19 protein-coding genes and 1 tRNA gene are annotated in these 21,462 nt (G+C 66.0%); 10 read left to right on the top strand and 10 right to left on the bottom strand.

Annotated features, from left to right (window positions below; genetic code table 11):
• Positions 1–110: 110 nt before the first annotated feature.
• Positions 111–722, bottom strand: coding sequence for a glutathione S-transferase family protein (locus NZL82_RS01900; RefSeq protein ID WP_261268083.1), 612 nt, complete (start codon positions 720–722; stop codon positions 111–113).
• Positions 723–727: 5 nt separating this feature from the next.
• Positions 728–1,954, bottom strand: a complete 1,227-nt coding sequence (gene argJ, locus NZL82_RS01895) for a bifunctional glutamate N-acetyltransferase/amino-acid acetyltransferase ArgJ (RefSeq protein ID WP_261268082.1) — start codon at positions 1,952–1,954, stop codon at positions 728–730.
• Between the two features lie 257 nt (positions 1,955–2,211).
• Here argJ and NZL82_RS01890 point away from each other — a divergent pair, with 257 nt between their 5' ends.
• The 3 genes from NZL82_RS01890 to NZL82_RS01880 all read left to right on the top strand — a co-directional run bounded on the left by NZL82_RS01890 (position 2,212) and on the right by NZL82_RS01880 (position 5,870).
• Positions 2,212–2,469, top strand: coding sequence for a hypothetical protein (locus NZL82_RS01890; protein WP_261268081.1), 258 nt, complete (start codon positions 2,212–2,214; stop codon positions 2,467–2,469).
• 108 nt (positions 2,470–2,577) lie between these two features.
• The gene (secA, locus tag NZL82_RS01885; protein WP_261268080.1) at positions 2,578–5,322 is read left to right on the top strand and encodes a preprotein translocase subunit SecA; all 2,745 of its coding nucleotides are present in this window, start codon (positions 2,578–2,580) and stop codon (positions 5,320–5,322) included.
• 197 nt (positions 5,323–5,519) lie between these two features.
• Positions 5,520–5,870, top strand: a complete 351-nt coding sequence (locus NZL82_RS01880) for a hypothetical protein (protein ID WP_261268079.1) — start codon at positions 5,520–5,522, stop codon at positions 5,868–5,870.
• A gap of 63 nt (positions 5,871–5,933) precedes the next feature.
• Here the strand turns inward: NZL82_RS01880 and NZL82_RS01875 are convergent, their stop codons facing one another.
• Positions 5,934–6,515 (bottom strand): CC0125/CC1285 family lipoprotein, encoded by a 582-nt coding sequence (locus tag NZL82_RS01875; RefSeq protein WP_261268078.1) that lies wholly within the window; start codon positions 6,513–6,515, stop codon positions 5,934–5,936.
• Positions 6,516–6,624: 109 nt separating this feature from the next.
• Complete coding sequence (locus NZL82_RS01870; protein ID WP_261268077.1) at positions 6,625–7,044, bottom strand: secondary thiamine-phosphate synthase enzyme YjbQ; 420 nt, start codon at positions 7,042–7,044, stop codon at positions 6,625–6,627.
• A gap of 138 nt (positions 7,045–7,182) precedes the next feature.
• On the opposite strand from NZL82_RS01870, the gene NZL82_RS01865 reads away from it, so the two are divergent.
• The 3 genes from NZL82_RS01865 (at position 7,183) to NZL82_RS01855 (ending at position 9,207) form a co-directional block, all read left to right on the top strand.
• Positions 7,183–7,551, top strand: coding sequence for a glycine zipper 2TM domain-containing protein (locus NZL82_RS01865; protein ID WP_261268076.1), 369 nt, complete (start codon positions 7,183–7,185; stop codon positions 7,549–7,551).
• 130 nt (positions 7,552–7,681) lie between these two features.
• Positions 7,682–8,062 carry a hypothetical protein gene (locus NZL82_RS01860; RefSeq protein WP_261268075.1) on the top strand — a complete coding sequence of 127 codons (381 nt, stop codon included), beginning with the start codon at positions 7,682–7,684 and terminating at the stop codon, positions 8,060–8,062.
• The gene (locus NZL82_RS01855; RefSeq protein WP_261268074.1) at positions 8,059–9,207 is read left to right on the top strand and encodes a glutathionylspermidine synthase family protein; all 1,149 of its coding nucleotides are present in this window, start codon (positions 8,059–8,061) and stop codon (positions 9,205–9,207) included. Before NZL82_RS01860 ends, NZL82_RS01855 begins: the two co-directional genes overlap by 4 nt.
• A gap of 40 nt (positions 9,208–9,247) precedes the next feature.
• Here the strand turns inward: NZL82_RS01855 and NZL82_RS01850 are convergent.
• From NZL82_RS01850 to moaA, 3 genes are all read right to left on the bottom strand, one after another.
• Positions 9,248–9,322, bottom strand: a tRNA-Asn gene (locus tag NZL82_RS01850).
• 110 nt (positions 9,323–9,432) lie between these two features.
• Positions 9,433–10,212, bottom strand: a complete 780-nt coding sequence (locus NZL82_RS01845; protein WP_261268073.1) for an NAD kinase — start codon at positions 10,210–10,212, stop codon at positions 9,433–9,435.
• On the bottom strand, positions 10,209–11,252 hold the full coding sequence (gene moaA, locus NZL82_RS01840) for a GTP 3',8-cyclase MoaA (protein WP_261268230.1): 1,044 nt from the start codon (positions 11,250–11,252) through the stop codon (positions 10,209–10,211). The genes NZL82_RS01845 and moaA overlap by 4 nt, the downstream gene beginning before the upstream one ends.
• Before the next feature lie 83 nt (positions 11,253–11,335).
• Between moaA and NZL82_RS01835 the strand changes: the two genes are divergently transcribed.
• Together NZL82_RS01835 and NZL82_RS01830 are read left to right on the top strand one after the other, a co-directional pair.
• Positions 11,336–13,045 (top strand): bifunctional diguanylate cyclase/phosphodiesterase, encoded by a 1,710-nt coding sequence (locus tag NZL82_RS01835; RefSeq protein WP_261268072.1) that lies wholly within the window; start codon positions 11,336–11,338, stop codon positions 13,043–13,045.
• Positions 13,033–13,461, top strand: a complete 429-nt coding sequence (locus tag NZL82_RS01830) for a DUF4440 domain-containing protein (RefSeq protein WP_261268071.1) — start codon at positions 13,033–13,035, stop codon at positions 13,459–13,461. The genes NZL82_RS01835 and NZL82_RS01830 overlap by 13 nt, the downstream gene beginning before the upstream one ends.
• Before the next feature lie 41 nt (positions 13,462–13,502).
• Here the strand turns inward: NZL82_RS01830 and mfd are convergent, their stop codons facing one another.
• Both mfd and NZL82_RS01820 read right to left on the bottom strand, forming a co-directional pair.
• On the bottom strand, positions 13,503–16,970 hold the full coding sequence (gene mfd, locus NZL82_RS01825; protein ID WP_261268070.1) for a transcription-repair coupling factor: 3,468 nt from the start codon (positions 16,968–16,970) through the stop codon (positions 13,503–13,505).
• Between the two features lie 146 nt (positions 16,971–17,116).
• Positions 17,117–17,383 carry a succinate dehydrogenase assembly factor 2 gene (locus NZL82_RS01820; protein WP_061779069.1) on the bottom strand — a complete coding sequence of 89 codons (267 nt, stop codon included), beginning with the start codon at positions 17,381–17,383 and terminating at the stop codon, positions 17,117–17,119.
• A gap of 78 nt (positions 17,384–17,461) precedes the next feature.
• Here NZL82_RS01820 and recG point away from each other — a divergent pair, with 78 nt between their 5' ends.
• Entirely contained in the window at positions 17,462–19,516 is a 2,055-nt protein-coding gene (gene recG, locus NZL82_RS01815) for an ATP-dependent DNA helicase RecG (RefSeq protein ID WP_261268069.1), read from the top strand.
• Between the two features lie 33 nt (positions 19,517–19,549).
• Positions 19,550–19,990, top strand: a complete 441-nt coding sequence (locus NZL82_RS01810; protein ID WP_261268068.1) for a DMT family transporter — start codon at positions 19,550–19,552, stop codon at positions 19,988–19,990.
• A 213-nt stretch (positions 19,991–20,203) separates the two neighbouring features.
• Here NZL82_RS01810 and tyrS read toward each other — a convergent pair whose 3' ends face one another.
• Positions 20,204–21,430, bottom strand: a complete 1,227-nt coding sequence (gene tyrS, locus NZL82_RS01805; protein ID WP_261268067.1) for a tyrosine--tRNA ligase — start codon at positions 21,428–21,430, stop codon at positions 20,204–20,206.
• Positions 21,431–21,462 lie beyond the last annotated feature (32 nt).

Below are 21,462 nucleotides of genomic sequence, written 5' to 3'. Positions count from 1 at the left end.
GGCTCATCATCTTCAGCGCCATCGCCGGGGGGCTAGGCGGGCTTTTCTGGCGCGAGTTGTTCCATCACCTGGCCGCGTTCTGGCGCTAGGCCCGATCGGCGAGACCCGCGTCAGCTCAGCGGGATCATGACCACGTCGCGAAAGGTCTTCCGCTCCTGAAGCGCGGCATACCAGCGTTCGAGCTTGGGTCGCGCAGGGCGCTCCACCGGCAACTGGAACCATGTGTTCGCATAGGTCGCGACCGGAATGTCTCCGATCCCGAACGCCGCACCCGACAGCCAGCGCTGGCGATCCAGCACATCCTCCAGGATGGACGACAGGCTTGCGGCCCGCGCCACGCTTCGTTCCAACAGGGCCGCGTCGCGCTGGTCGGGGGCGGTGCGGATCAATTGGAAGAAGATGGGGCGGATCGCATCGGCCCAGGTGAAGTTCCAGTCCATCCAGCGATCCGCCGAGGCACGCGCCTTGGGATCGGTCGGATAAAGAGCCTCGCCGCCATGACAGCCTGCCAGATAGCGGAGGATCGCGTTCGACTCCCACAGGGTAAAGCCATCGTCCTCGATCGTCGGGATCAGCGCATTGGGATTGCGCGCGAGATAGGCCGCGTCCATTCCGAACGCGCCGCCGACATCGTGCCGCTCATAGGCCAGCTCCAATTCCTCGGCCAGCCAGATGACTTTCTTCACATTGTGCGAGTTGAGGCGGCCCCAGATGGTGAGCATGGAAATCAGCTCCGATAATCGGCGTTGATCGAAATATAGCCGTGGGTCAGATCGCAGGTCCAAACCGTCGCGACGCCGTCCCCGAGTCCCAGATCGACTCCGACCGCGATCTCCTGTCCTTTCAGGTGCGCGGTGACCGGGGCTTCGTCATATCCCTCTACCGCCAGGCCTTCGCGCGCGACGAGCGTTTCGCCGAAGCGGATCGATAGCTTGTCGCGCTCGGCGGGTTCGCCTGCCTTGCCGACCGCCATGACGACGCGACCCCAATTGGCATCCTCGCCCGCGATGGCGGTCTTCACCAGCGGCGAGTTGGCGATCGACATGGCGATGCGATGGGCCGAATGGTCGCTCTCCGCCCCCTCGACGCGAATTTCGATCAGCTTGCTGGCGCCCTCGCCGTCGCGCACCACCAGCAGCGCAAGTCGATGGCACAGATCGGCCAGCGCCGCGCGGAATGCGTCGGCGCCATCGCTATCGTCGTCGATGATCGTCGCATTGCCCGCCTTGCCGGTCGCGAAGGCGAGGACGGTGTCGCTGGTCGAGGTATCGCCATCGACCGTGATGCACGAAAAGCTTCGCCCATTGGCCGCTGCCAAGGCGCGTTGCAGAAACTCGGGCGAGACGGCGGCGTCGGTGAAGATGAAGCCCAGCATCGTTGCCATATCGGGGGCGATCATGCCCGAGCCCTTGATGATCCCGGCCAGCGTCACCGTGCGGCCGTCGACGATGGCGGTCGTCGTCGCGCCCTTGGCAAAGGTATCGGTGGTCATGATCGTCGCGGCGGCGTCTTCCCAGCCACAGGGCTCGGCAGTGAAGGCGGCGTCCAGGCCCGCTTCGGCCTTGTCGATGGGAAGCGGTACGCCGATCACCCCGGTCGAGGCGACGAACACGTCCGATGGCTGGCAACCGATGGCGGCGGCGGCCCGGGCGGCGATGGCCTCTACGGCCGCGCGGCCCCGGTGCCCGGTAAAGGCGTTGGAGTTGCCCGCATTGACCACCAGCGCGCGTGCCTGGCCCAGCACCAGCGCCTTGCGGCACCATTCCACTTCGGGCGAGGGGCATTTGCTGGTAGTCAACACGCCCGCCACGCTGGTCCCCTCGGGCAGCGTCACGAAGGTCAGGTCGCAGCGATCCCAATTCTTGTACCGAGCCCGCGCAACGCGAAGCGTCACGCCGTCGATCGCGGGCATCGCAGGGAAGGGCAGGGCGAGGGGCGAGGTGGCGGTGCTCATAGGGGCAAGCTACATAGCCGAGCGTGTTACGGGAGCAAGCGCTTCCGCCCGTCCGCGAAGCCACGAAAACTGGCAGTCCTGCGATCCTCGAACGGACGACCTGTCGCATGGCCGTGGCGTATGTCCGGTTCCGGCCCGCCCTTGATCTCCGGGCGCGCCCGGCCCGTGGCAAGTATCGCAGCTTCGACGTTCGATCGCTGCGGTGGTCCATGCAACGGATGGACGTGCCGCGCGTATCTGCCTAAGACAGACTCCGCATGAACCTGCTTCTGCTCCTTTCTGCCCTTTTGTCCGCGCTGACCGGCGTGGGCGCGAGCGCGCGTGGGCAGGAGGCGCGGGGTGTCGTGGCCGAATGCAGCATCGCCGCCGCCAAGCAGGCCGCCGTTGCGCGGGCCGCGACCCGGCCGGTGCAGCCGCTTGCCACGTTGATCCAAAGCGCCGGGGCCCTGCCCCTGTTCCGCGCCGATGAACCGCGTGCCGTCGTGGCCATCTTCATGGGCCGTCGGCGCGAATAGGCGCTGGCGTCGGCATCGCGCCGACCCCATTTCTTACCCCATATGGTCGCGCGCCGTCGTCTTCGACGTGGCTGCGCCTGCAACACGCTATCAGTCAGGAAATCGCTTATGTTCGGCGGCCTCGCCAAGTCCCTGTTCGGTTCGTCCAACGACCGCTACGTCAAGTCGCTCCGCCCCACGATCGCCAAGATCGCCGCGTTCGAGCCCGAGATGGAGGCGATGAGCGACGAGCAGCTTGCCGCACAGACGGTCAAGTTTCGCGAACAGCTCGATCAGGGGGCGACCCTCGACAGCCTGTTGCCCGAAGCGTTCGCGACGGTGCGCGAAGCGGCCAAGCGCGTGCTGGGCCAGCGCCATTATGACGTGCAGATGATCGGCGGCATCGTCCTCCATCGCGGCGAGATTGCCGAGATGCGCACGGGCGAGGGTAAGACGCTGGTCGCCACGCTCGCCACCTATCTGAACGCGCTGCCCGGCAAGGGTGTGCATGTCGTCACGGTCAACGACTATCTGGCCAGCCGCGACGCCGCGACCATGGGCCGCATCTACAATTTCCTGGGCCTGACCACCGGCACTATCATCCCCAATCTGGACGATGGCCAGCGCCGCGCCGCCTATGAGGCGGATATCACCTACGGCACGAACAACGAGTTCGGCTTCGACTATCTGCGCGATAACATGAAGTATGAGCGCTCCTCGATGGTGCAGCGCCCCTTCCACTATGCGATCGTCGACGAGGTCGACTCGATCCTGATCGACGAGGCCCGCACCCCGCTGATCATCTCGGGCCCGACCGACGACAAGTCGGAGCTGTATATCAGCGTCGATGCGATCGTGAAGCAGCTCACCGCCGACGATTACGAGAAGGACGAGAAGCAGAAGTCGATCATCCTGACCGAGGACGGCACCGAGCGCGCCGAGCGCCTGCTGGAGGCGGCCGGGCTGCTCCAGGGCGAGAATCTCTACGACTTCGAGAATACCCAGGTCGTCCACCATCTGAACCAGGCGCTGCGTGCGAACATGATGTTCAAGCGCGACACCGATTACATCGTGAAGGACGGCAAGGTCGTCATCATCGACGAGTTCACCGGCCGCATGATGGACGGGCGGCGCTGGTCGGAGGGGCTCCACCAGGCGGTCGAGGCGAAGGAGGGCGTCAATATCGAGCCCGAGAACCAGACCATGGCCTCGATCACCTTCCAGAATTATTTCCGCATGTACCCGAAGATTTCGGGTATGACCGGCACCGCCGCGACCGAAGCGGGCGAATTCTACGACATCTACAAGATCAACGTCGTCACCATCCCGACCAACCTGCCGATCGCGCGCGTGGACGAGGAGGATGAGTTCTACAAGAACACCCAGGACAAGTTCCTGGCGATCGCCAAGAAGATCCGCGACCATGCGGCCAAGGGACAGCCGGTGCTGGTCGGTACCGTCTCGATCGAGAAGTCCGAACTGCTCAGCGAATTCCTGACCCAGGAAGCCGTGCCGCACAAGGTGCTGAACGCGCGCTATCACGAGATGGAGGCGCATATCGTGGCGCAGGCGGGGCGCCTGGGCGCGGTGACGATCGCGACCAATATGGCGGGTCGCGGCACCGACATTCAGCTGGGCGGCAACCTCGAATTCCGGATGCTCGACGAGCATCCCGATCTGGTCGAGGGGACACCCGAATATGAGGAAGCGGCGACCCGCATCCGCGCCGAGATCGTCGCCGAGAAGCAGAAGGTGCTGGAAGCGGGCGGCCTGTTCGTGCTCGGCACCGAGCGCCACGAAAGCCGCCGTATCGATAACCAGCTTCGTGGTCGTTCGGGCCGCCAGGGCGATCCGGGCCTGTCGCGCTTCTATCTCAGCCTCGACGACGATCTGCTGCGCATCTTCGGCCCCGACACGCTGTTCGCCAAGATGATGCGCAGCAACATCGAAGATGGCGAGGCGATCGGCAGCAAGTGGCTGTCCAAGGCGATCGAGACCGCGCAGAAGAAGGTTGAGGCGCGCAACTACGACATCCGCAAGCAGGTCGTCGAATATGACGACGTGATGAACGACCAGCGCAAGGTCATCTATGAGCAGCGCGCCGACATCATGGATGCCGAGACGGTGGGTGAGGTCGTCGCCGACATGCGCGCCGAGACCGTGAACGCGATCGTCGGCACCGCCTGCCCGCCCAACAGCTATCCCGAGCAGTGGGACGTCGCGGGCATGAAGCAGCAGCTCAAGGACCTGCTCAACATGGAGCCGCCGGTCGACGACTGGCTGACCGAGGAAGCGATCGACCCCGAGATCGTGCTGGAACGCGTCAGCGCCGAGGCCGATGCCATGGTCGAGGCCAAGGCCAAGGAACTGGAGCCGGAAACCTGGGCCAGCGTCGAAAAGTCGATCCTCCTCCAGAATCTCGACCATCACTGGAAGGAGCATCTGGCGACGCTCGACGCGTTGCGCCAGGTCGTCCATCTGCGCGCCTATGCGCAGAAGACGCCGATCAACGAATATAAGCATGAGGCGTTTTCGCTGTTCCAGCGGATGCTCGATAATATCCGCGAAGATGTGACGCGCACCATCGCCTACGCCCAGTTCCAGATCCAGGCGCCGCCCGAACTGCCCGAGCTGCCGGACTTCATCACCTCGCACTTCGATCCGTTCACGGGTGAGGACAATACGAACGACTGGGATGCGGCGGCGCGTGGGCTGCTCCCGCCGCAAATGCCGCCGATGCAGATTCCCCAGCCCGAGGGCATGGATCTCGGCACCGACCCGGCGCAGTGGGAAGGCCGCGTCAACCGCAACGCGCCATGCCCCTGCGGCTCGGGTCTGAAGTACAAGCATTGCCACGGGGCGGTGACGGTCTGATCCTCACCTCATGGTAAGCAGAGAGGGCGGTGGGCTTCGGTCCGCCGCCCTTTTCGCATGACGGTGGCCCCGGCGTTACCCGTCTAATCCCACTGCCGAAAAGGATCGCATCCTTTCTCGGTATGACGATGGGGAAGAGTCGGACAGCCGGCGTTAAGCCGGGCCGCGCAATCCTCCCGCAACGGGGAGAAAGAGGGATGAGACACCAAGTGATCGTCGCCGCCGCGCTGCTCGCGCTATCCACTGCGGCGCCCGCGCAATTCACGCAGGCCGGACCGCCCGCCGACGGCGTCGCCATGCCCAGCCAGCCGAGCGTTCGTAGCGATCGCGCCGCCATCCGCCGCTCGATCCGAGAGGGGCGGCGTAGCGGCGATATTTCCCGTGCCGAGGCGCGATCCTTTCGGCGGGACGATGCGGCGATCGGATCACTGGCGGACCGCTTTGCCGCCGATGGGCTGTCGCTGTCCGAACAGGCCGAATTGCAAAGCCGGACCGAGGCGTTGCGCGGCATGGTCAACGCGCGGCGGGTCAGGGGCGGAAAGCCTTGAGCCACAAAAAAAGGGGCCGCCGTCGCGTGACGGCCGCCCCCATTCGTCTGATCGTCGCGAGGCTTATTTCGGCATCACGACCGTCGGGCCGATCGTGCTGACGATCGCGCGGGCATCGAAGGCGCGCAGATTGTCGCGCGGGATCGGGCCCTTGCGCATCACGACCTCGGCCGTCGCTTCGTAACGGTCGATCGTGTTGATATCCATGTTGTTGCCGAAGAAGGGATCGCCCCAGAATGGATCCCAGCTGCGCCAGCCAAAGCCGCGACCATAATAGCGCCAGGACGGGCCCCACCAGCCGCCGCCCCAGCCGCCAAAGCCGGGGCCGAACGCGCCGGGGGTGGAATAGGTGCGCGACCGAAGCTGCGTATCGCGGTCGGCCATCACGAAATAGTCATAGCCATTGGCCAGCGTCAGCTCAGCGGCCCGAAACAGCAGGTAACGCTCGACCGTATCGCGCGAGGTCACCGTGTTGCCGGCGAAGCTGACGATGAAGCGGCCCGGTTCGACCTGCTGATCCGAATAGCCGGTGCGGTAGAAGCCCGATCCCGTGGCCGGGCGATAGGTGGTTTCAGTCGCGCATCCCGCGACCATCAAGGTGCTGGCGCCGACCAGGGCGAGCGCGACCTTCCGACCGAATTGCATGGACTTTTCTTCCTTTCTTGCCGCTCGGCCGTACCGGGCGGCACCAGCCCTGTAGCGTATGGCAGCAAAACGGTCGATGAACGGTTTTGCTCCTGCGATGAATAGTGCGTCACATGCCAGCCATATGAAGCGCCACCTGCCGGCGATGCGCAGCGCGACGATGTTCGAACAGGTAGATGCCCTGCCATGTTCCCAGCATCAGCCGCCCGCCGATCAGCGGGATGGACAGGTGGACCCCGGTCAGGATGCTGCGCAGATGGGCGGGCATGTCGTCGGGGCCTTCGTCGTCATGGGCATAGGCTTGCCGGTCCTCCGGCGCGATCCGGGCGAAGTAGGCCAGGATATCGGTCTTCACCTCCGGCGCGGCATTCTCCTGGATGATCAGCGAAGCCGAAGTGTGGCGGCAGAACAGGGTCAGCAGCCCCTCGTCCATATGCTGTTCGCGCACCCAGGCAGAGACGGCGCGGGTCATCTCGGTCAGACCCTGACCATGGGTGTCGATCGACAATATCGTGGTGGCTTGGCGCATGCGGGATCAATGCCCGAGGCGCCCGAACGGTGCCAGCCCTTCGCGCGATCCCGCGCGATGAAGGCAATGTCATGGTTCGTGGATTGAACGGGTGAGGGGGCCGTGCGTTGTGCCGACTTGAGGAAAAGGAGACCTGCCATGAAAGCCCTGCTCGCCGCTCTGGCCGTCGTTACTGTCGCCGCCCCCATCGCGGCCACGCCCGCCGTCGCGCAGGACCGCGACTATCGCTGGCATGGCGATCGCGACGATTGGGAGCCGTCGCGCGATTACCGCCGCGGCAATGCCCGCGAGCGTCGCTTGAGCCGTGAAGATCAGATTTTCCGGGGCCGCGATGGCCGCACCTATTGCAAGCGCAATGACGGCACCACCGGGCTCGTCGTCGGCGCGCTTGGCGGCGGCGTGTTGGGCAATGTGATCGGCGGTGGTACGCTGGGTACGCTGCTGGGCGCCGGCGGCGGTGCGCTGCTGGGCCGTTCGATCGATCGTGGCAAGGTTCGCTGCCGCTAAACCGCTGATGTGAAAAGGGGATGTCGCCGGGTGGCCCGGCGGCGTCCCGTTCGCCATGAGGCCCTCGCGTCGTCGCCCCCACTAGCCAAACGCCCTATGCCTGCCCCATGATGCGGGTGGGAGGGACTTGATGGCTTTCGATCTCAAATGGACCACGGCGATGGCCGCCGCGTTGCTCGCCAGCGGTTGCAACCGCGCCGATGCCGATGACGGCTGGACCGCCGAACAAGATACCGCGATCTGCACCGATGCCCAGGGCAAGCGCCTGCCCGACGATCGCTGTCGCCAGCACCGTGTCGGCGGGGGCGGAAGCGGGGCCTTCTGGTATTTTCTCGGACGCGGTCGTCCCATCCCCTTTTACGGCGAGCGCGCCACTGGCGGCAGCTTCCGGGCCGCATACGGCGCACGATACGCCACCGCCCCGGCGGGTAGCGCGATGACCCGCGCAGCGGCGGTCAGTCGCGGCGGGTTCGGTTCCTCGGCATCGCGTTTCGGCAGCATCCACGCATGATCCGCGAAACCCTGTCGCCCCGGCCCGATTGGCGCGCCAAGGTCGAGGCGCTGGGCCTGATCTGGCATGCGGGGGCGGAGCGGCCCTATTGGGACGAAAGCGCCTGTTATCGCTTCACGCGGGGTCAGGTCGACCGGATCGAGGCGGCGACGACCGAACTCTACCGGTTGTTCCTGGCGGCGGGAGAGGCGGTGGTCAGCGATCCGGCCTTGCTGAACCGCTTCGCCATCCCGCCGGTCTTTCACGATCCGATCCGCGAGGCGTGGGAGGCCGAGCCGCCATCGCTCAATTTCGGGCGCTTTGACCTGGGCTATGACGGAGCGGACGCGCCCAAGCTGTTCGAGTTTAACTGCGACACGCCGACCTCGTTGCTGGAAGCCGCCGTGGTGCAATGGGCGTGGAAGGAGGAATGCTTCCCCCCGCTCGACCAGTATAACAGTCTGCACGAGGCGCTGATCGCGCGGTGGCGAGAGATCGCGCCAGACATGCCCTCCACGCTACACGTCGCGCATGTCGCCGACATGGCGGGCGAGGATGCGGTGACGGCGGCCTATCTGCGCGACACGGCCGAGGCGGCGGGGATCGCGACGGTACCGATCCTGATGGAGCGGATCGGTTGGAATCACGACGCGCATTGTTTCGTCGATGAGGCGGACATGCGGATCGAGGCGCTGTTCAAGCTCTATCCATGGGAATGGCTGGTGCAAGAGGACTTCGCGCCGCATCTGCTCGACAATCTGGAGCGTGGCGACCTGACTTGGATCGAGCCGATCTGGAAGATGATCTGGTCGAACAAGGCGATCCTGCAGGTGCTGTGGGATCTGTTTCCAGGCCATCCCAATCTGCTGCCCGCCAGCTTCAGCATTCCGAATGGGGATGCGGTCGCCAAGCCGCTATTGTCGCGGGAGGGGGCAAATGTGTCCATCCGGCGGGCGGGGGCCATCGTGGCGGAGACGGCGGGCGCCTATGGTGAGGAAGGCTATATCTACCAGTCGCTCTACCGCCTGCCCGAAACCGCGCCGGGATGTTTTCCGGTGCTGGGAAGCTGGGTAGTGGACGGCGCACCCGTGGGAATGGGGATTCGCGAGGACGGGCTGATCACTTCGAACACCGCGCGGTTCGTACCGCATGTGATCGACGGCTGATCCGTCATGGCTGGCGCTGTCTTGGGAAAGACAGCGCCGGTGGCTCCCTGAGTAGGATTCGAACCTACGGCCGCTCGATTAACAGTCGAGAGCTCTACCGCTGAGCTATCAGGGAATGTTCCGGCGCTGTGGAGGGGTCCTATAAAGGCCCGGAAAAATGCCGCAACCCCCTTTTTGACGCTTTTGCGTAAGGGCGGCAGCCAAAGCTGTGGATAAATCCCCGGCTCAGGAGACGAACTGCTCCATCGTGATGCGGTCGTCCAACGCGTGTTCGGGGTCGAACATCAGGGTCAGCTCGCGCGAACGGTCCATGCAGATGTCGACCTGCGCCACGTCGCGCACCTCGCGCTGGTCGGCCACGGCGGAGACGGGGCGCTTGCCGGGGTCGAGGACAAGGATCGAGATTCGGGCCTTGTCGGGTAGGATCGCCCCGCGCCAGCGCCGGGGACGGAACGGGCTGATCGGGGTCAGCGCGATCAAAGCCGAGCCGAGCGGCAGGATCGGCCCCTGCGCGGAAAAGTTATAGGCGGTGGACCCGGCCGGAGTCGCGGCCAAGATTCCGTCACAGGCCAGTTCGGGAAGGACGATCCGTTCGTTGACCATCACCTCCAGCTTGGCGGTCTGTCGCGTTTCACGCAGCAGCGATATTTCGTTGATCGCGGGCAGGCTATGGACGCGGCCATCGATTCCGGTCGCCGTCATCTTGAGCGGAGTGACGCGGAAAGGCTTGGCGCGGGCCAGCCGGTCCTCCAGCCCATAGCCGCGCCATTCGTTCATCAGGAAGCCGACCGTGCCCAGGTTCATGCCGAACACCGGCACGGGGCCGCGCCGCCGCTCCAACATCCGATGCAGCGTCTGAAGCATGAAGCCGTCGCCGCCCAGCGCGATGATATAGTCGGCCTCGTCGAAATCGACCCAATCGGCGCTTTGCTGCAACTCGATGGCGGCCGCCTGTGCCGGTGCGGTGGGCGAGGCGACCAATGCCCGCCGGACGGGTAGCGTCATCCGCCGGTCACGCTCATATGACGCGATACCGCCGGGGCCGATCCCGCCTCGATACGGAAATCGTGCCGTGCGGGCTTGGCGGCCAGCCCCGCGTCGATCGCGACGTCCAGCCCTATGACCCCGCCGTCGCGCAACGCGGCTTTCAAATCCACCTGATCCTCATGACCCAGACACATATATAATTTGCCTTCGGTCGTCAGCCTCACCCGATTGCAGCCGTCACAAAAATTCGCGGTCAGCGGCGAGATGAGGCCCAGCCGGGTACCGGTTCCCTCAACCTGCCAGTAACGGGCCGGACCGCCGGTCCGATGTCCCGCGCGGACCAGCGGGAAGCGGGCGGCAAGCTGTTCGAACACCTGGGTCAGCGGCAGGAAACGGTCGACCCGATCCTCATCGATCGCGCCCAGTGGCATCGTCTCGATCAGCGACAGGTCCAGCCCCTCGGCCACGCACCAGTCGAGCATGGTGCCGATCTCGTCCTCGTTCAGCCCCTTCAGCGCAACCATGTTGATCTTGATCGCCAGCCCCGCATCGCGCGCGGTCAGGATGCCGTGGATCACCTGGTTCACGTCGCCATGCCGGGTGATGTAGCGAAAGCGTTCGGGATCGCGGCTGTCCAGGCTGACATTGATCCGCCGGATGCCGGCATCGACCATCGTGGTGGCATGGTCGGCCAGCCGGGTTGCGTTGGTCGTCATCGTCAGTTCGTCGAGACCGTGCCCGACATGGCTGCCCAGTCGGCGAACCAGTTCGGCCACGTCGCGCCGGACCAGCGGCTCGCCGCCCGACAGGCGGATTCGCGTCACGCCGCGCGCGATGAACCGCTCGGCGATGATCGCGATTTCGTCCAGGCTGAGCAGCTTGGCACGCGGAAGGAAGGTCATCTGCTCCGCCATGCAATAGCGGCAGCGCAGATCGCAGCGATCGGTTACCGAAATCCGCAAGTAGCGGATCGCGCGGCCATGCTGATCGATCAGCGAATCCCCGGCCGTGCGCCGATCGGTCGGCAATGCAACGGTCGAGGAAGTGGCGTAGCCCATCGTCATGGAGTTAGCCCCATGGCGGGACGCGGGCAAGGCGGATTGCCATTGGTCTTGTCCCAGTCGGTGGATAGGGTGCGCCCATGACGCAGGATGAATTCGGTTTTGACGCCCACAGCAGGGGAACGGCGGTCTTCGCGCTTTCGTTCCATCACCCTGCCATGCTGGACGAAGCGATCATCCGTGCAGGTTGGGCCATCTGGTCGATGGCGCCGGGCGACGGCGGCGCCCCAGCCGGCGATACGCTGGTACAATCGTTTTTGGCGAGCGAGGCGCGGGTCGCTCTGATCGATGCGCGCGGACCGGGCGATACGGGGCTGCGCGCGGCGCAGGCGTTGGGCGCGGTGATCGCCGCGACGGGCGCCGCCATGCTGGCCGTGGTGCCCGATACGGGGCACGAGACGCTGGACGCCTTTCTCTCGGCGGGTGCCACCCATGTCCTGGCACCCGATGCGGATGAGGCGATGATCCACGCCTCGCTGAAACTGGCCGAGCGTCATGCCCGTCGGACGCTGGACGTGCGGCGGCGGCGCAGCCATGCGGATGGCGAGGTGGGTGAGGTCCATCGCTGGATCGCCGACACGATCGAACGGGGCGATCCATGCGTCGCCATCATCGTGTCGCTGTCGCGGCTGGACCTGATCAACGCTGCGCATGGCCGCCCGGCGGGCAACATGCTGCTGCGCGGGGTCGAGGCGCGGATGCAGGCGGCCGCCGAGGAAGCCTTTGGCGACCGGGCGATCGTCGCGCGTTCGGGCGGGGCGGAATTCATCTTGGCGGGCGTGATCGAGGAAGACCGGGCCCGCGCCGTGGCGGAGATGGTGGAGGCGTTGCTCGGCACGCCGTTCCAGGCCGGGGCTGTGCCCATCCGATTGGGCGTCCGGCTGGGGCTGGCGACGGACCGGACGGGGGAGGACCCCGCCACGCTGCTCGCGCGGGCGGGCGAGGCGCTGTCGCGGGCGCGGGCCAGCGACGGATCGATGCTACGATTCGCGCATCCGGGCGATGTCGCCCCGCTCGACGTGCTGGCCGCCGATCTCCACCATGCGATCGAGCGCGGTGAGATCGACATCCTGTTCCAGCCTCAGGTGGCGATCGCCACCGGCCTGATCTCGGGTGTCGAGGCGCTGGCGCGCTGGCGGCACCCCACGCTGGGGCCCCTGGGGGCGGATCCTCTGTTCGCGGCGGCGGAGCGGGCCGATCTGGGCCTGGCGCTGTCGGACCATATCCAGCTGATGGCGCTGCGAAAGGCGGCGAAATGGCCGCTCGCCCTGGCGCATCTCCGGCTGTCGATCAACATCACCGCCGCCGATGTGGCACGGGCAGGTTTCGCGCGGCTGTTCCTCGACCGGGTGGCCGACAGCGGCTTTCCAATCGACCGCCTGACCGCCGAAATCACCGAGACGGGGTTGATCCACGAACTGGACCGGGCGGCTGTGGTGTTGGAAAGCTTGCGCGAGGCCGGGGTGCGGATCGCAATCGACGATTTCGGCACCGGCTATTCCAGTCTTGCCTATCTGACCAGCCTGCCGATCGACGCGATCAAGCTCGACCGGTCACTGGTGGCCGAGGTCGATGGGGCACCCCGCAGCCGGGTTGTGGTGCGCGGGATCATCCGGATCGCGGCACGGCTGGGCATGGCGATCATCGCCGAAGGGGTGGAGACCCATGACCAGGCGCAGCTTCTGGGGCGACTGGGTTGCCAGACCTATCAAGGGTTCCTGCGTGCTGCCCCGCTCGATGAAGACGCGCTGCGTGCAATGGTCGAGGAGGAGGTGAAATGCGCGGTATGACGGTGATGGCGGCCCTGGCGCTGATGCCGGGCGTGGTGCAGGCGGCCCCCGCCAGCGATCCGGCGGCGGCGGGCATTCGCGCCGCGATGCTGGCCAGTGCGGCCGGGTGGAATGCCGGCGATCTGAACCGCTTCGTGGCCATCTACGCCCCGGACGCCATCTTCGTCGGCAAGCGCGACCTGATCCGGGGCAAGGCCGCCATCGCGGACAATTACCGCCGCAGCTTCACCGGATCGGGAAATAGCCGCGGGACTCTGCGCTTCGATTTTCTCGACCTGAAGCCGATCGGCGACCGCCGCATCCTGTTCGCGCGATGGAATTTGTCTGGCGGCGCGGAAGCGGAAAGCGGGATGACGACCTTGGTCTTCGAACGTCGCGCCGATGGGTGGAAGATCGTGGCCGACCATAGCAGCTGACCCATTTATTCCTCCCCGTCGAAACGGGGAGGAATGCGTCATCAACCGGCCGCTTTCGCCAGTCCCTTCGACAGTTGCAACGCCCCGTGTAGCCGCGCCTTGGCATCCGGCCAGGCGCGGTTGAGCACCAGCTTGCCATCGGGGCGCAGTTTCGCCAGCTCACCCAGCCGCTCGACATAGGCGAACAGCCCATCGACATTGGGCGGCCGGTTGTCGTGGAAGGCGATCAGCACGCCGCGCGGGCCGACGTCCATCTTGGCGATGCAGGCCGTTTTGGCGTTCAGCTTGATCTTGATGACCTGGATGAGATTGTCGGTCGCCTCGGGCAGCGGGCCGAAGCGGTCGATCATCTCGGCGGCGAATTCCTCGACTTCCCTGTGCTTTTCCAGGTCGTTGAGGCGGCGATACAGCCCCATGCGCAGGTCGAGGTCCGGGACGTAATCGTCGGGGATAAGGATCGGTGCATCGACGGTGATCTGAGGCGAGAAGTCGCGCTTCTTCTCGAACGCGCCACCCGCCTTGGCCTCCAGGATCGCCTCTTCCAGCATCGACTGGTAGAGTTCGTAACCGACCTCCTTGATATGCCCCGACTGTTCGTCGCCGAGCAGATTGCCCGCGCCGCGAATATCCAGGTCGTGGCTGGCCAGCTGGAAGCCCGCGCCCAGCGAATCCAGGTCGGACAGCACCTTCAACCGCTTCTCCGCCGCCTCGGTCATCATCCGCTCTGGCGGCGTCACCATATAGGCATAGGCGCGCGTCTTCGATCGGCCGACCCGCCCGCGCAGCTGGTAGAGCTGAGCCAGGCCGAAGCGGTCGGCGCGGTTGACGATCATCGTGTTGGCGGACGGGATGTCGATGCCGCTTTCGATGATGGTGGTCGAGACCAGCACCTCGAACTTCCGGTCGTAGAAGGCCGACATGCGCTCTTCGACCTCGGTGGCCGACATCTGGCCGTGTGCGACGACATAGCGGACTTCGGGCACCTCCTTGCGCAGATATTCCTCAATATCCGGCAGATCGGCGACGCGCGGGGTGACGAGGAAGCTCTGCCCGCCGCGATAATGTTCGCGCAAGAGAGCCTCGCGCAGCACCACCGGATCCCAGGGCATGACATAGGTGCGCACCGCCAGGCGGTCGACCGGCGGCGTCTGGATCACCGACAGCTCGCGCAGGCCCGACATCGCCATTTGCAGCGTGCGCGGGATCGGCGTGGCGGTCAGCGTCAGCATATGGACATCGGCCTTCAGCGCCTTCAGCCGTTCCTTGTGGGTCACGCCGAACCGCTGTTCCTCGTCCACGATGACGAGGCCGAGCCGCTTGAACTCGACATTCTTCGCCAGCAGCGCATGGGTGCCGACGACGATATCGATATCGCCCGAGGCCGCGCCGTCCTTGACCTTCTTGGCTTCGGTCGCGGTGACGAGGCGGGAGAGGCGGCCGATCTTGATCGGGAAACCCTCGAACCGGGCGACGAAGTTGTTGTAATGCTGGCGCGCGAGCAGCGTGGTCGGACAGACCACCGCCACCTGCATTCCCGCCATCGCCGCGACGAAGGCGGCGCGCAGCGCGACCTCGGTCTTGCCGAAGCCGACATCGCCGACGATCAGCCGGTCCATCGGCTTGCCCGCAATCAGGTCGCCCAGCACATCGTCGATCGCCCGGTCCTGATCGTCGGTTTCCTCATAGGGGAAACGGTCGACAAACGCCGGATACCCTGCGCTGTCGGGCTCGGCCACCTCGCCGGGGCGCAGCGCGCGTTCGGCGGCGGTGGCGATCAGTTCACCCGCGATCTCGCGGATGCGCTCCTTCATCTTCGACTTGCGCCGCTGCCACGCCTCGCCGCCGAGACGGTCGAGCGTCGCGGCGTCCTCGCCTGAGCCGTAGCGGGTCAGGACTTCGAGATTCTCGACCGGCACGTACAGCTTGTCGCCGCCCGCATAGGACAGCGCGACGCAGTCATGCGGGCTCTTGCCCACGGGGATCGAGGTCAGCCCCTCATAGCGGCCGATGCCGTGATCCGAATGCACCACCAGATCGCCGGGCGAGAGGGTCGCCAGTTCGGCCAGGAAGGCATCGGCCGACTTGCGCCTTTTCTGCCGCCGGACCAGCCGGTCGCCCAGCATGTCCTGCTCGGTCAGCACCGCGATGCCCGGTGCGGTAAAGCCATGGTCGAGCGGCAGGACGACCAGCGCCACGCCGAAGCTCTTCGCCGTATCGGCGATGCCCAGCGCTTCCTGCCAGGTGTCGGCGGCCTTAGCCCCCTTCAGCCCGTGATCCTTCAGCAGGCTACCGAGCCGCTCGCGCGCGCCGTTGGAATAGCTGGCGAGGACGGGCTTGCGGCCCTCCTTGCGCAGCGCCTCGACATGATCGACCACCGCCTCATAGATATTGGCATGGGCCGCGCGTTCGGGGGCGAAGTCGCGCGCGCCGTCCACCTCGAAATCGAGGACGATGGCGCTTCCCGGCTCGTGGAAGGGCGAGACGAGGTGCGCGGTCGCCGCCTCCAACCCAGCCTCCCATTCCTTGTTCGTCAGGTAGAGCGCCTTGGCGGGCAGCGGGCGGAAGCTGCCCGGCTGCGCGGCTTCGGCGCGTTTGCGGTTCTCATAATAGTCGGCAATCGCGTCGAACCGGCCGCTCGCCGCCGCCGCAACGCCATTGTCGCGCACGACGACCGCACCATCGCCGAGATGGTCGAACAGCGTTGACAGCTTCTCCTCGAACAGCGGCAGCCAATGCTCCATGCCCGCCATGCGCCGCCCCTCGGACACCGCCTGATAGAGCGGGTCGCCGGTCGCGGTCGCGCCGAAGGTCTCGCGATAGCGGGTACGGAACCGCTTGATCGATTCCTCGTCGAGCAGCGCTTCGGAGGCGGGGAGCAGCGTGAAGCCCTCGATCCGCCCCGTAGTCCGCTGGTCGGCGGGGTCGAAGGTGCGGACGCTCTCGATCTCATCGCCGAAAAAGTCGAGCCGCAGCGCCTGTTCCTCGCCGCTGGGGAACAGATCGACCAGGCCGCCGCGCACCGCGAACTCACCCTGGTCATGGACCGTCTCGGTACGGACATAGCCGTTCGCCAGGAGTAGCGCGGACAGCTTCTCCAGCCCGATCCGCTCGCCGGGCGCCAGGCGGGCGACCAGCTGGCGGATGCGGAACGGCGTCAATACGCGCTGGGTCACGGCATTGGCAGTGGTCAGCACCAGCTGCGGCGTCTTCGGCTTGGCCTGGAGTCGGTGCAGCCCCGCGATCCGCTCCGCCATGACGCGCAGGGTGGGCGAGGCGCGGTCATAGGGCAGGCAGTCCCAGGCCGGAATCTGCAAGATTTCCAGCTCGGGCGCGAAATAGGTCGCGGTCGAGGCCAGCTCGCGCATCTGCGCTTCGTCGGCGCAGATGAAGACCGCGCGGGTCGTCGCGGCGCGCGACAGGTCGGCCAGCAGCACCGGCAGGAACCCCGCCGGAACGCCCGACAGGGTCAGCGGGCTCTTGGCGGTCAGGATCGTCTTGATATCGGGCATGGGGTTCCGAAGCTGGGGAAAGCGGAGGGCCAAACGCGTGTCGCGGGAAATTTCCCCTTCATCCGTCATCCCGGCGAAGGCCGGGATCTCGTGCGGCAAGGGAAGAACAGCCGCCAAAGGCCCCAGCCTGTGCTGGGGCGACGATGTTACCGGGCGATCGGTACGAAATTCAGCGCGCGCATCCGCTGCATCACCGGGCCGTCCCATTGCGGCGGGCAGGGCTGCGTCCCGATGGCCCAGGCCATGATGTCTACATCCTGTTCCTCCAGCAGCGCCTCGAACCAGTCGAGCTCTTCGGGGCTGAGCGTTTCGTGATGCGCATCGAAGAAGCCGCCGATCATCAGATCGGCTTCCTTGGTGCCGCGATGCCATGCGCGGAAGCGAAGGCGCTTGATACGGGTTTCGTGGTCCATGGGATTCCGATCCAACGAGAATAGGCTCCGCACGCTCTGGCGGCGCGCGAAGCAGAGGCTATACAGACCCATCTAGTCATGCGTCCCGATATCCTCAATCCGCTGTTCGCCGAGGTCACGTCGCTGAAAGGCGTCGGGCCCGGTCTCGCCAAGCCGCTCGAACGCCTGCGCATCGCGCGCGTGGTCGATGTCGCCTTTCATTTGCCGACCGGGCATATCGACCGCTTTCCCCGCGAGGAACTGATGGTGTCGGACGCGGGGCGGGTGATCGCGATCCCGCTGACCGTGAAGGAGCACCGCGTTTCGTCAAGCCCGCGTGGGCCGACACGGGTGCGCGCCGAGGATGCGGCGGGCAACAGCGTTGCGCTCGTCTATTTCGGCGGCAATTCGGGCTGGGTGAAGAAGCTGCTGCCGATCGGCGAGACCAAGGTCGTGTCGGGCCGCCTCGACCTCTACGGCCAGGATTTGCAGATCGTCCATCCCGACCTGGGCGACAGCACCGAGGATTTCCGCGAGCGCGAGGCGATCTATCCGCTGTCGGAGGGGATCACCTCCCGACGGCTGGGCGCGCTCGCGATGCAGGCGGCGGAGCGCGCGCCCGAACTGCCCGAATGGATCGAGCCGGGGCTGAAGGCGCAGCGCGGCTGGCCCGACTGGAGGGAGGCGCTCGCCCGCATCCATGCCGATCCGGCCGACGCGAAGGCGCGCGAGCGGCTGGGCTATGACGAGGTCTTCGCCAACCAGCTAGCGATGACGCTGGTCCGCGCCGACACCCGCAAGCGGCGCGGGCGGGCGTTGAACGGCGACGGTCGCTTACGCGACATGCTCAAGCTGCCCTACACGCTGACGGGCGCGCAGAGCCGGACGGTGCGCGAGATCGAGGGCGATCTGGCGCAGGACGCGCCGATGCTGCGGCTGCTCCAGGGCGATGTGGGTGCGGGCAAGACGCTGGTCGCGGCGATGGCGATGCTGATCGCGGTCGAGGCGGGGGCGCAAGCAGCGATGCTGGCCCCGACCGAAATCCTCGCGCGCCAGCATTATGAGACGCTCCGCAAGACGCTCGCCGGGCTGCCGGTCGAGATCGCGGTGCTCACCGGACGCGACAAGGGCAAGGCGCGCGAGGCCACGCTGATGGCGCTGGCGGCAGGCGAGATCGACATCCTGGTCGGCACCCACGCGATCTTTCAGGAAACCGTGACCTATCGCGATCTCGCGCTGGTAGTGGTGGACGAACAGCACCGCTTCGGCGTGGCGCAGCGGATGATGCTGTCCGCCAAAGGTAAGGCACCGCCGCACCTGCTGGCGATGACTGCAACGCCGATCCCGCGCACGCTGACGCTGGCCAATTATGGCGAAATGGATGTCAGCCGACTGGACGAGATGCCCCCCGGTCGCCAGCCGATCGAGACGCGCGTCGTGTCCGAGGACCGGCTGGACGAGGTGGTCAACGCGCTTGGCCGGCATTTGTCGGATGGCGGTCAGGCTTACTGGGTCTGCCCGCTGGTCGAGGAAAGCGAGAAGTCCGACCTCGCCGCCGCCGAGATGCGCGCCGAAACCCTTCGCGCGCGGTTTGGGGATCGGGTGGGGCTGGTCCACGGCAAGATGAAGCCTGCCGAGAAGGACGCCGTCATGGAGGCGTTTGCAGACGGGCGCCTGGGCGTGCTGGTTGCGACGACGGTAATCGAGGTGGGGGTGGACGTGCCCAACGCGACCCTGATCGTGATCGAACATGCCGACCGCTTCGGCCTGGCGCAGTTGCACCAGCTGCGCGGGCGTGTCGGGCGGGGTGGGGGGCTTTCGCGGTGTCTGTTGCTGCGCGGCTCGCATCTGTCGGAGACGTCGCGGGCACGCTTGGCCCTGATGCGTGAGACGAATGACGGCTTCCGCATTGCCGAGGAGGATCTGCGGTTGCGCGGGGCGGGCGAATTGCTCGGTACGCGGCAGTCGGGGGAAATGGCGTTCCGGCTCGCCACGCCCGAAAACATGGCCGATCTGATGCAATGCGCACAGGACGATGCACGCTTGCTGATCGACCGCGATGGTGGGCTGGAGGCTCCGCGGGGCCAGGCAGCGCGGACGGCACTTTATCTGTTCGAGCGGGACGCGGGCGTGGCGTTGTTGCGCTCGGGCTGAACGAAGCGGCGCGTCCGGCGTTAGGGCGCGGATATGGCTGGCCTTTTACCGCTCATCCTCGTCCTCATCGCCGGTATCGGCCTCGCGGTGCAGCCGCCGACCAATGCGGCGCTGGCCAAGGCGTCAGGCTCGGTCATACTCTCGGCGTTGACGTCGTTCCTGATCGGGGCAGTGGTCCTGTTGGTGGCCTGGGCCGCGATCGACCGGACCAGTCCTATGGCGCTGAAAGGCGCACCCGGCTGGGCATGGCTGGGCGGCTTTTATGGCGCGGGTTTTGTTGCGGTGCTGGCCTATGCCGCGCCGAAGCTGGGCATCTCGGTCGCCCTGACCGCCGCAATCGCCAGCCAGTTGGTCGCGGCGCTGATCGTCGATCATTTCGGCTTGTTCGACGTCAAGGTCGAGCCGGTTTCGGTCGGAAAGCTCGTCGGCGTCGGCTTGGTGATCGCCGGAGCGGTGGTGGTTCGGCGGGGGTGAGAGGTCTGGCCTATCGACCGAGCCGTACCCCGGCGGAGGCCGGGGTCCAGTTGCTGGCCGTTGGTGGTGAGGGAAAGATGCCTCCCACGCATCGTTATCCCGCTTCTTCGGCGAGGTAGAAACTGGGCCCCGGCCTTCGCCGGGGAACAGAGGTTTAGAGGGGTATTGCTCCAAACCCCCGTTCAGCGTGAGCGAAGCCGAAGGCCAGGGGAATTACCCCGCCGTCAGCAACCCATGGTTCTTCTTGCCCGACGACAGCTTCACCGGCTCGGCACCCACCGCGATGACGGCGTTCTCGTCCGCTACCTTCTCGCCGTCCACGCGCGCACCACCACCTGCAATCAGGCGTCGCGCCTCGCCCTTCGACTTGGCGAAGCCCAGCCCGATCAGCGCATCGACGATGGTGATCGATCCGCCCGCGACCGCAAAGCTCGGCAGTGCGGCACCCGCGGAGCCTTCCTCGAACGTCCGCCGCGCCGTCTCGGCCGCTTCCTCCGCCGCCGCGCGGCCACGGCACATGGCGGTGGCTTCGTTGGCGAGGATCTTCTTGGCTTCGTTGATCTCCGCACCTTCCAGCCGTTCGAGGCGTGCGATCTCGTCCAGCGGCAGGTCGGTGAACAACCGCAGGAAGCGGCCCACATCGCGGTCGTCGGTGTTGCGCCAGAATTGCCAGTAATCGAAATGCGGCAACTGGTCTTCATGCAGCCAGACCGCCCCGGCCATGGTCTTGCCCATCTTGCCGCCATCCGCCGTGGTGATCAGCGGCGTGGTGACGCCGAACACCTCGGTCCCGTCCATGCGGCGGGCGAGTTCAATGCCGTTGACGATATTGCCCCACTGGTCCGACCCGCCCATCTGAAGGCGGCAGCCCTGGCGCTGGGCCAATTCGCGGAAGTCATAAGCCTGGAGGATCATGTAGTTGAATTCGAGGAAGCTGAGCGACTGCTCGCGGTCGAGCCGCAGCTTCACCGAGTCGAACGACAGCATCCGGTTGACCGAGAAATGCTGCCCCACTTCGCGCAGGAAGGGGATGTACTCCAGCTTGTCGAGCCAGTCGGCATTGTCGACCATCACCGCATCGGTGGGGCCATCGCCGAAGGTCAGGAAGCGTTCGAAGATGCGCTTGATCGAGGCGACATTGGCCTGGATCCCGTCCTCGGCGAGCAGCTTGCGCGCCTCGTCCTTGAAGCTGGGGTCGCCGATCTTGCCCGTGCCGCCGCCCATCAGGACGATCGGCTTGTGGCCGGTCTGCTGCATCCGGCGCAGGAGCATGATCTGTACCAGACTGCCCACGTGCAGCGACGGCGCGGTGGGGTCGAAGCCGATATAGCCGGGCACCACCCCCGATGCCGCCAGCTTGTCCAGCGCGGCGGCATCGGTCATCTGGTGGACGTAACCCCGTTCATCGAGGGTGCGAAGCAGATCGGACGTGTATGCCATAATGGCCGCTCGTTACACGCCCTATCCGCGTT

The sequence above is a fragment of the Sphingomonas sp. LC-1 genome (assembly GCF_025371035.1).
In the GTDB taxonomy this organism is placed as follows: domain Bacteria; phylum Pseudomonadota; class Alphaproteobacteria; order Sphingomonadales; family Sphingomonadaceae; genus Sphingomonas; species Sphingomonas sanguinis_E.
Note: the sequence above shows the minus strand (reverse complement) of the source record. Positions and strands in the feature narration are given on the sequence as shown.

Coding starts and splice junctions, on each gene's coding strand:
- NZL82_RS01900 (WP_261268083.1), bottom strand. CDS start 722: ATGCTCACCATCTGGGGCCGCCTCAACTCGCACAATGTGAAGAAAGTC.
- argJ (WP_261268082.1), bottom strand. CDS start 1,954: ATGAGCACCGCCACCTCGCCCCTCGCCCTGCCCTTCCCTGCGATGCCC.
- NZL82_RS01890 (WP_261268081.1), top strand. CDS start 2,212: ATGAACCTGCTTCTGCTCCTTTCTGCCCTTTTGTCCGCGCTGACCGGC.
- secA (WP_261268080.1), top strand. CDS start 2,578: ATGTTCGGCGGCCTCGCCAAGTCCCTGTTCGGTTCGTCCAACGACCGC.
- NZL82_RS01880 (WP_261268079.1), top strand. CDS start 5,520: ATGAGACACCAAGTGATCGTCGCCGCCGCGCTGCTCGCGCTATCCACT.
- NZL82_RS01875 (WP_261268078.1), bottom strand. CDS start 6,515: ATGCAATTCGGTCGGAAGGTCGCGCTCGCCCTGGTCGGCGCCAGCACC.
- NZL82_RS01870 (WP_261268077.1), bottom strand. CDS start 7,044: ATGCGCCAAGCCACCACGATATTGTCGATCGACACCCATGGTCAGGGT.
- NZL82_RS01865 (WP_261268076.1), top strand. CDS start 7,183: ATGAAAGCCCTGCTCGCCGCTCTGGCCGTCGTTACTGTCGCCGCCCCC.
- NZL82_RS01860 (WP_261268075.1), top strand. CDS start 7,682: ATGGCTTTCGATCTCAAATGGACCACGGCGATGGCCGCCGCGTTGCTC.
- NZL82_RS01855 (WP_261268074.1), top strand. CDS start 8,059: ATGATCCGCGAAACCCTGTCGCCCCGGCCCGATTGGCGCGCCAAGGTC.
- NZL82_RS01845 (WP_261268073.1), bottom strand. CDS start 10,212: ATGACGCTACCCGTCCGGCGGGCATTGGTCGCCTCGCCCACCGCACCG.
- moaA (WP_261268230.1), bottom strand. CDS start 11,252: ATGGGCTACGCCACTTCCTCGACCGTTGCATTGCCGACCGATCGGCGC.
- NZL82_RS01835 (WP_261268072.1), top strand. CDS start 11,336: ATGACGCAGGATGAATTCGGTTTTGACGCCCACAGCAGGGGAACGGCG.
- NZL82_RS01830 (WP_261268071.1), top strand. CDS start 13,033: ATGCGCGGTATGACGGTGATGGCGGCCCTGGCGCTGATGCCGGGCGTG.
- mfd (WP_261268070.1), bottom strand. CDS start 16,970: ATGCCCGATATCAAGACGATCCTGACCGCCAAGAGCCCGCTGACCCTG.
- NZL82_RS01820 (WP_061779069.1), bottom strand. CDS start 17,383: ATGGACCACGAAACCCGTATCAAGCGCCTTCGCTTCCGCGCATGGCAT.
- recG (WP_261268069.1), top strand. CDS start 17,462: ATGCGTCCCGATATCCTCAATCCGCTGTTCGCCGAGGTCACGTCGCTG.
- NZL82_RS01810 (WP_261268068.1), top strand. CDS start 19,550: ATGGCTGGCCTTTTACCGCTCATCCTCGTCCTCATCGCCGGTATCGGC.
- tyrS (WP_261268067.1), bottom strand. CDS start 21,430: ATGGCATACACGTCCGATCTGCTTCGCACCCTCGATGAACGGGGTTAC.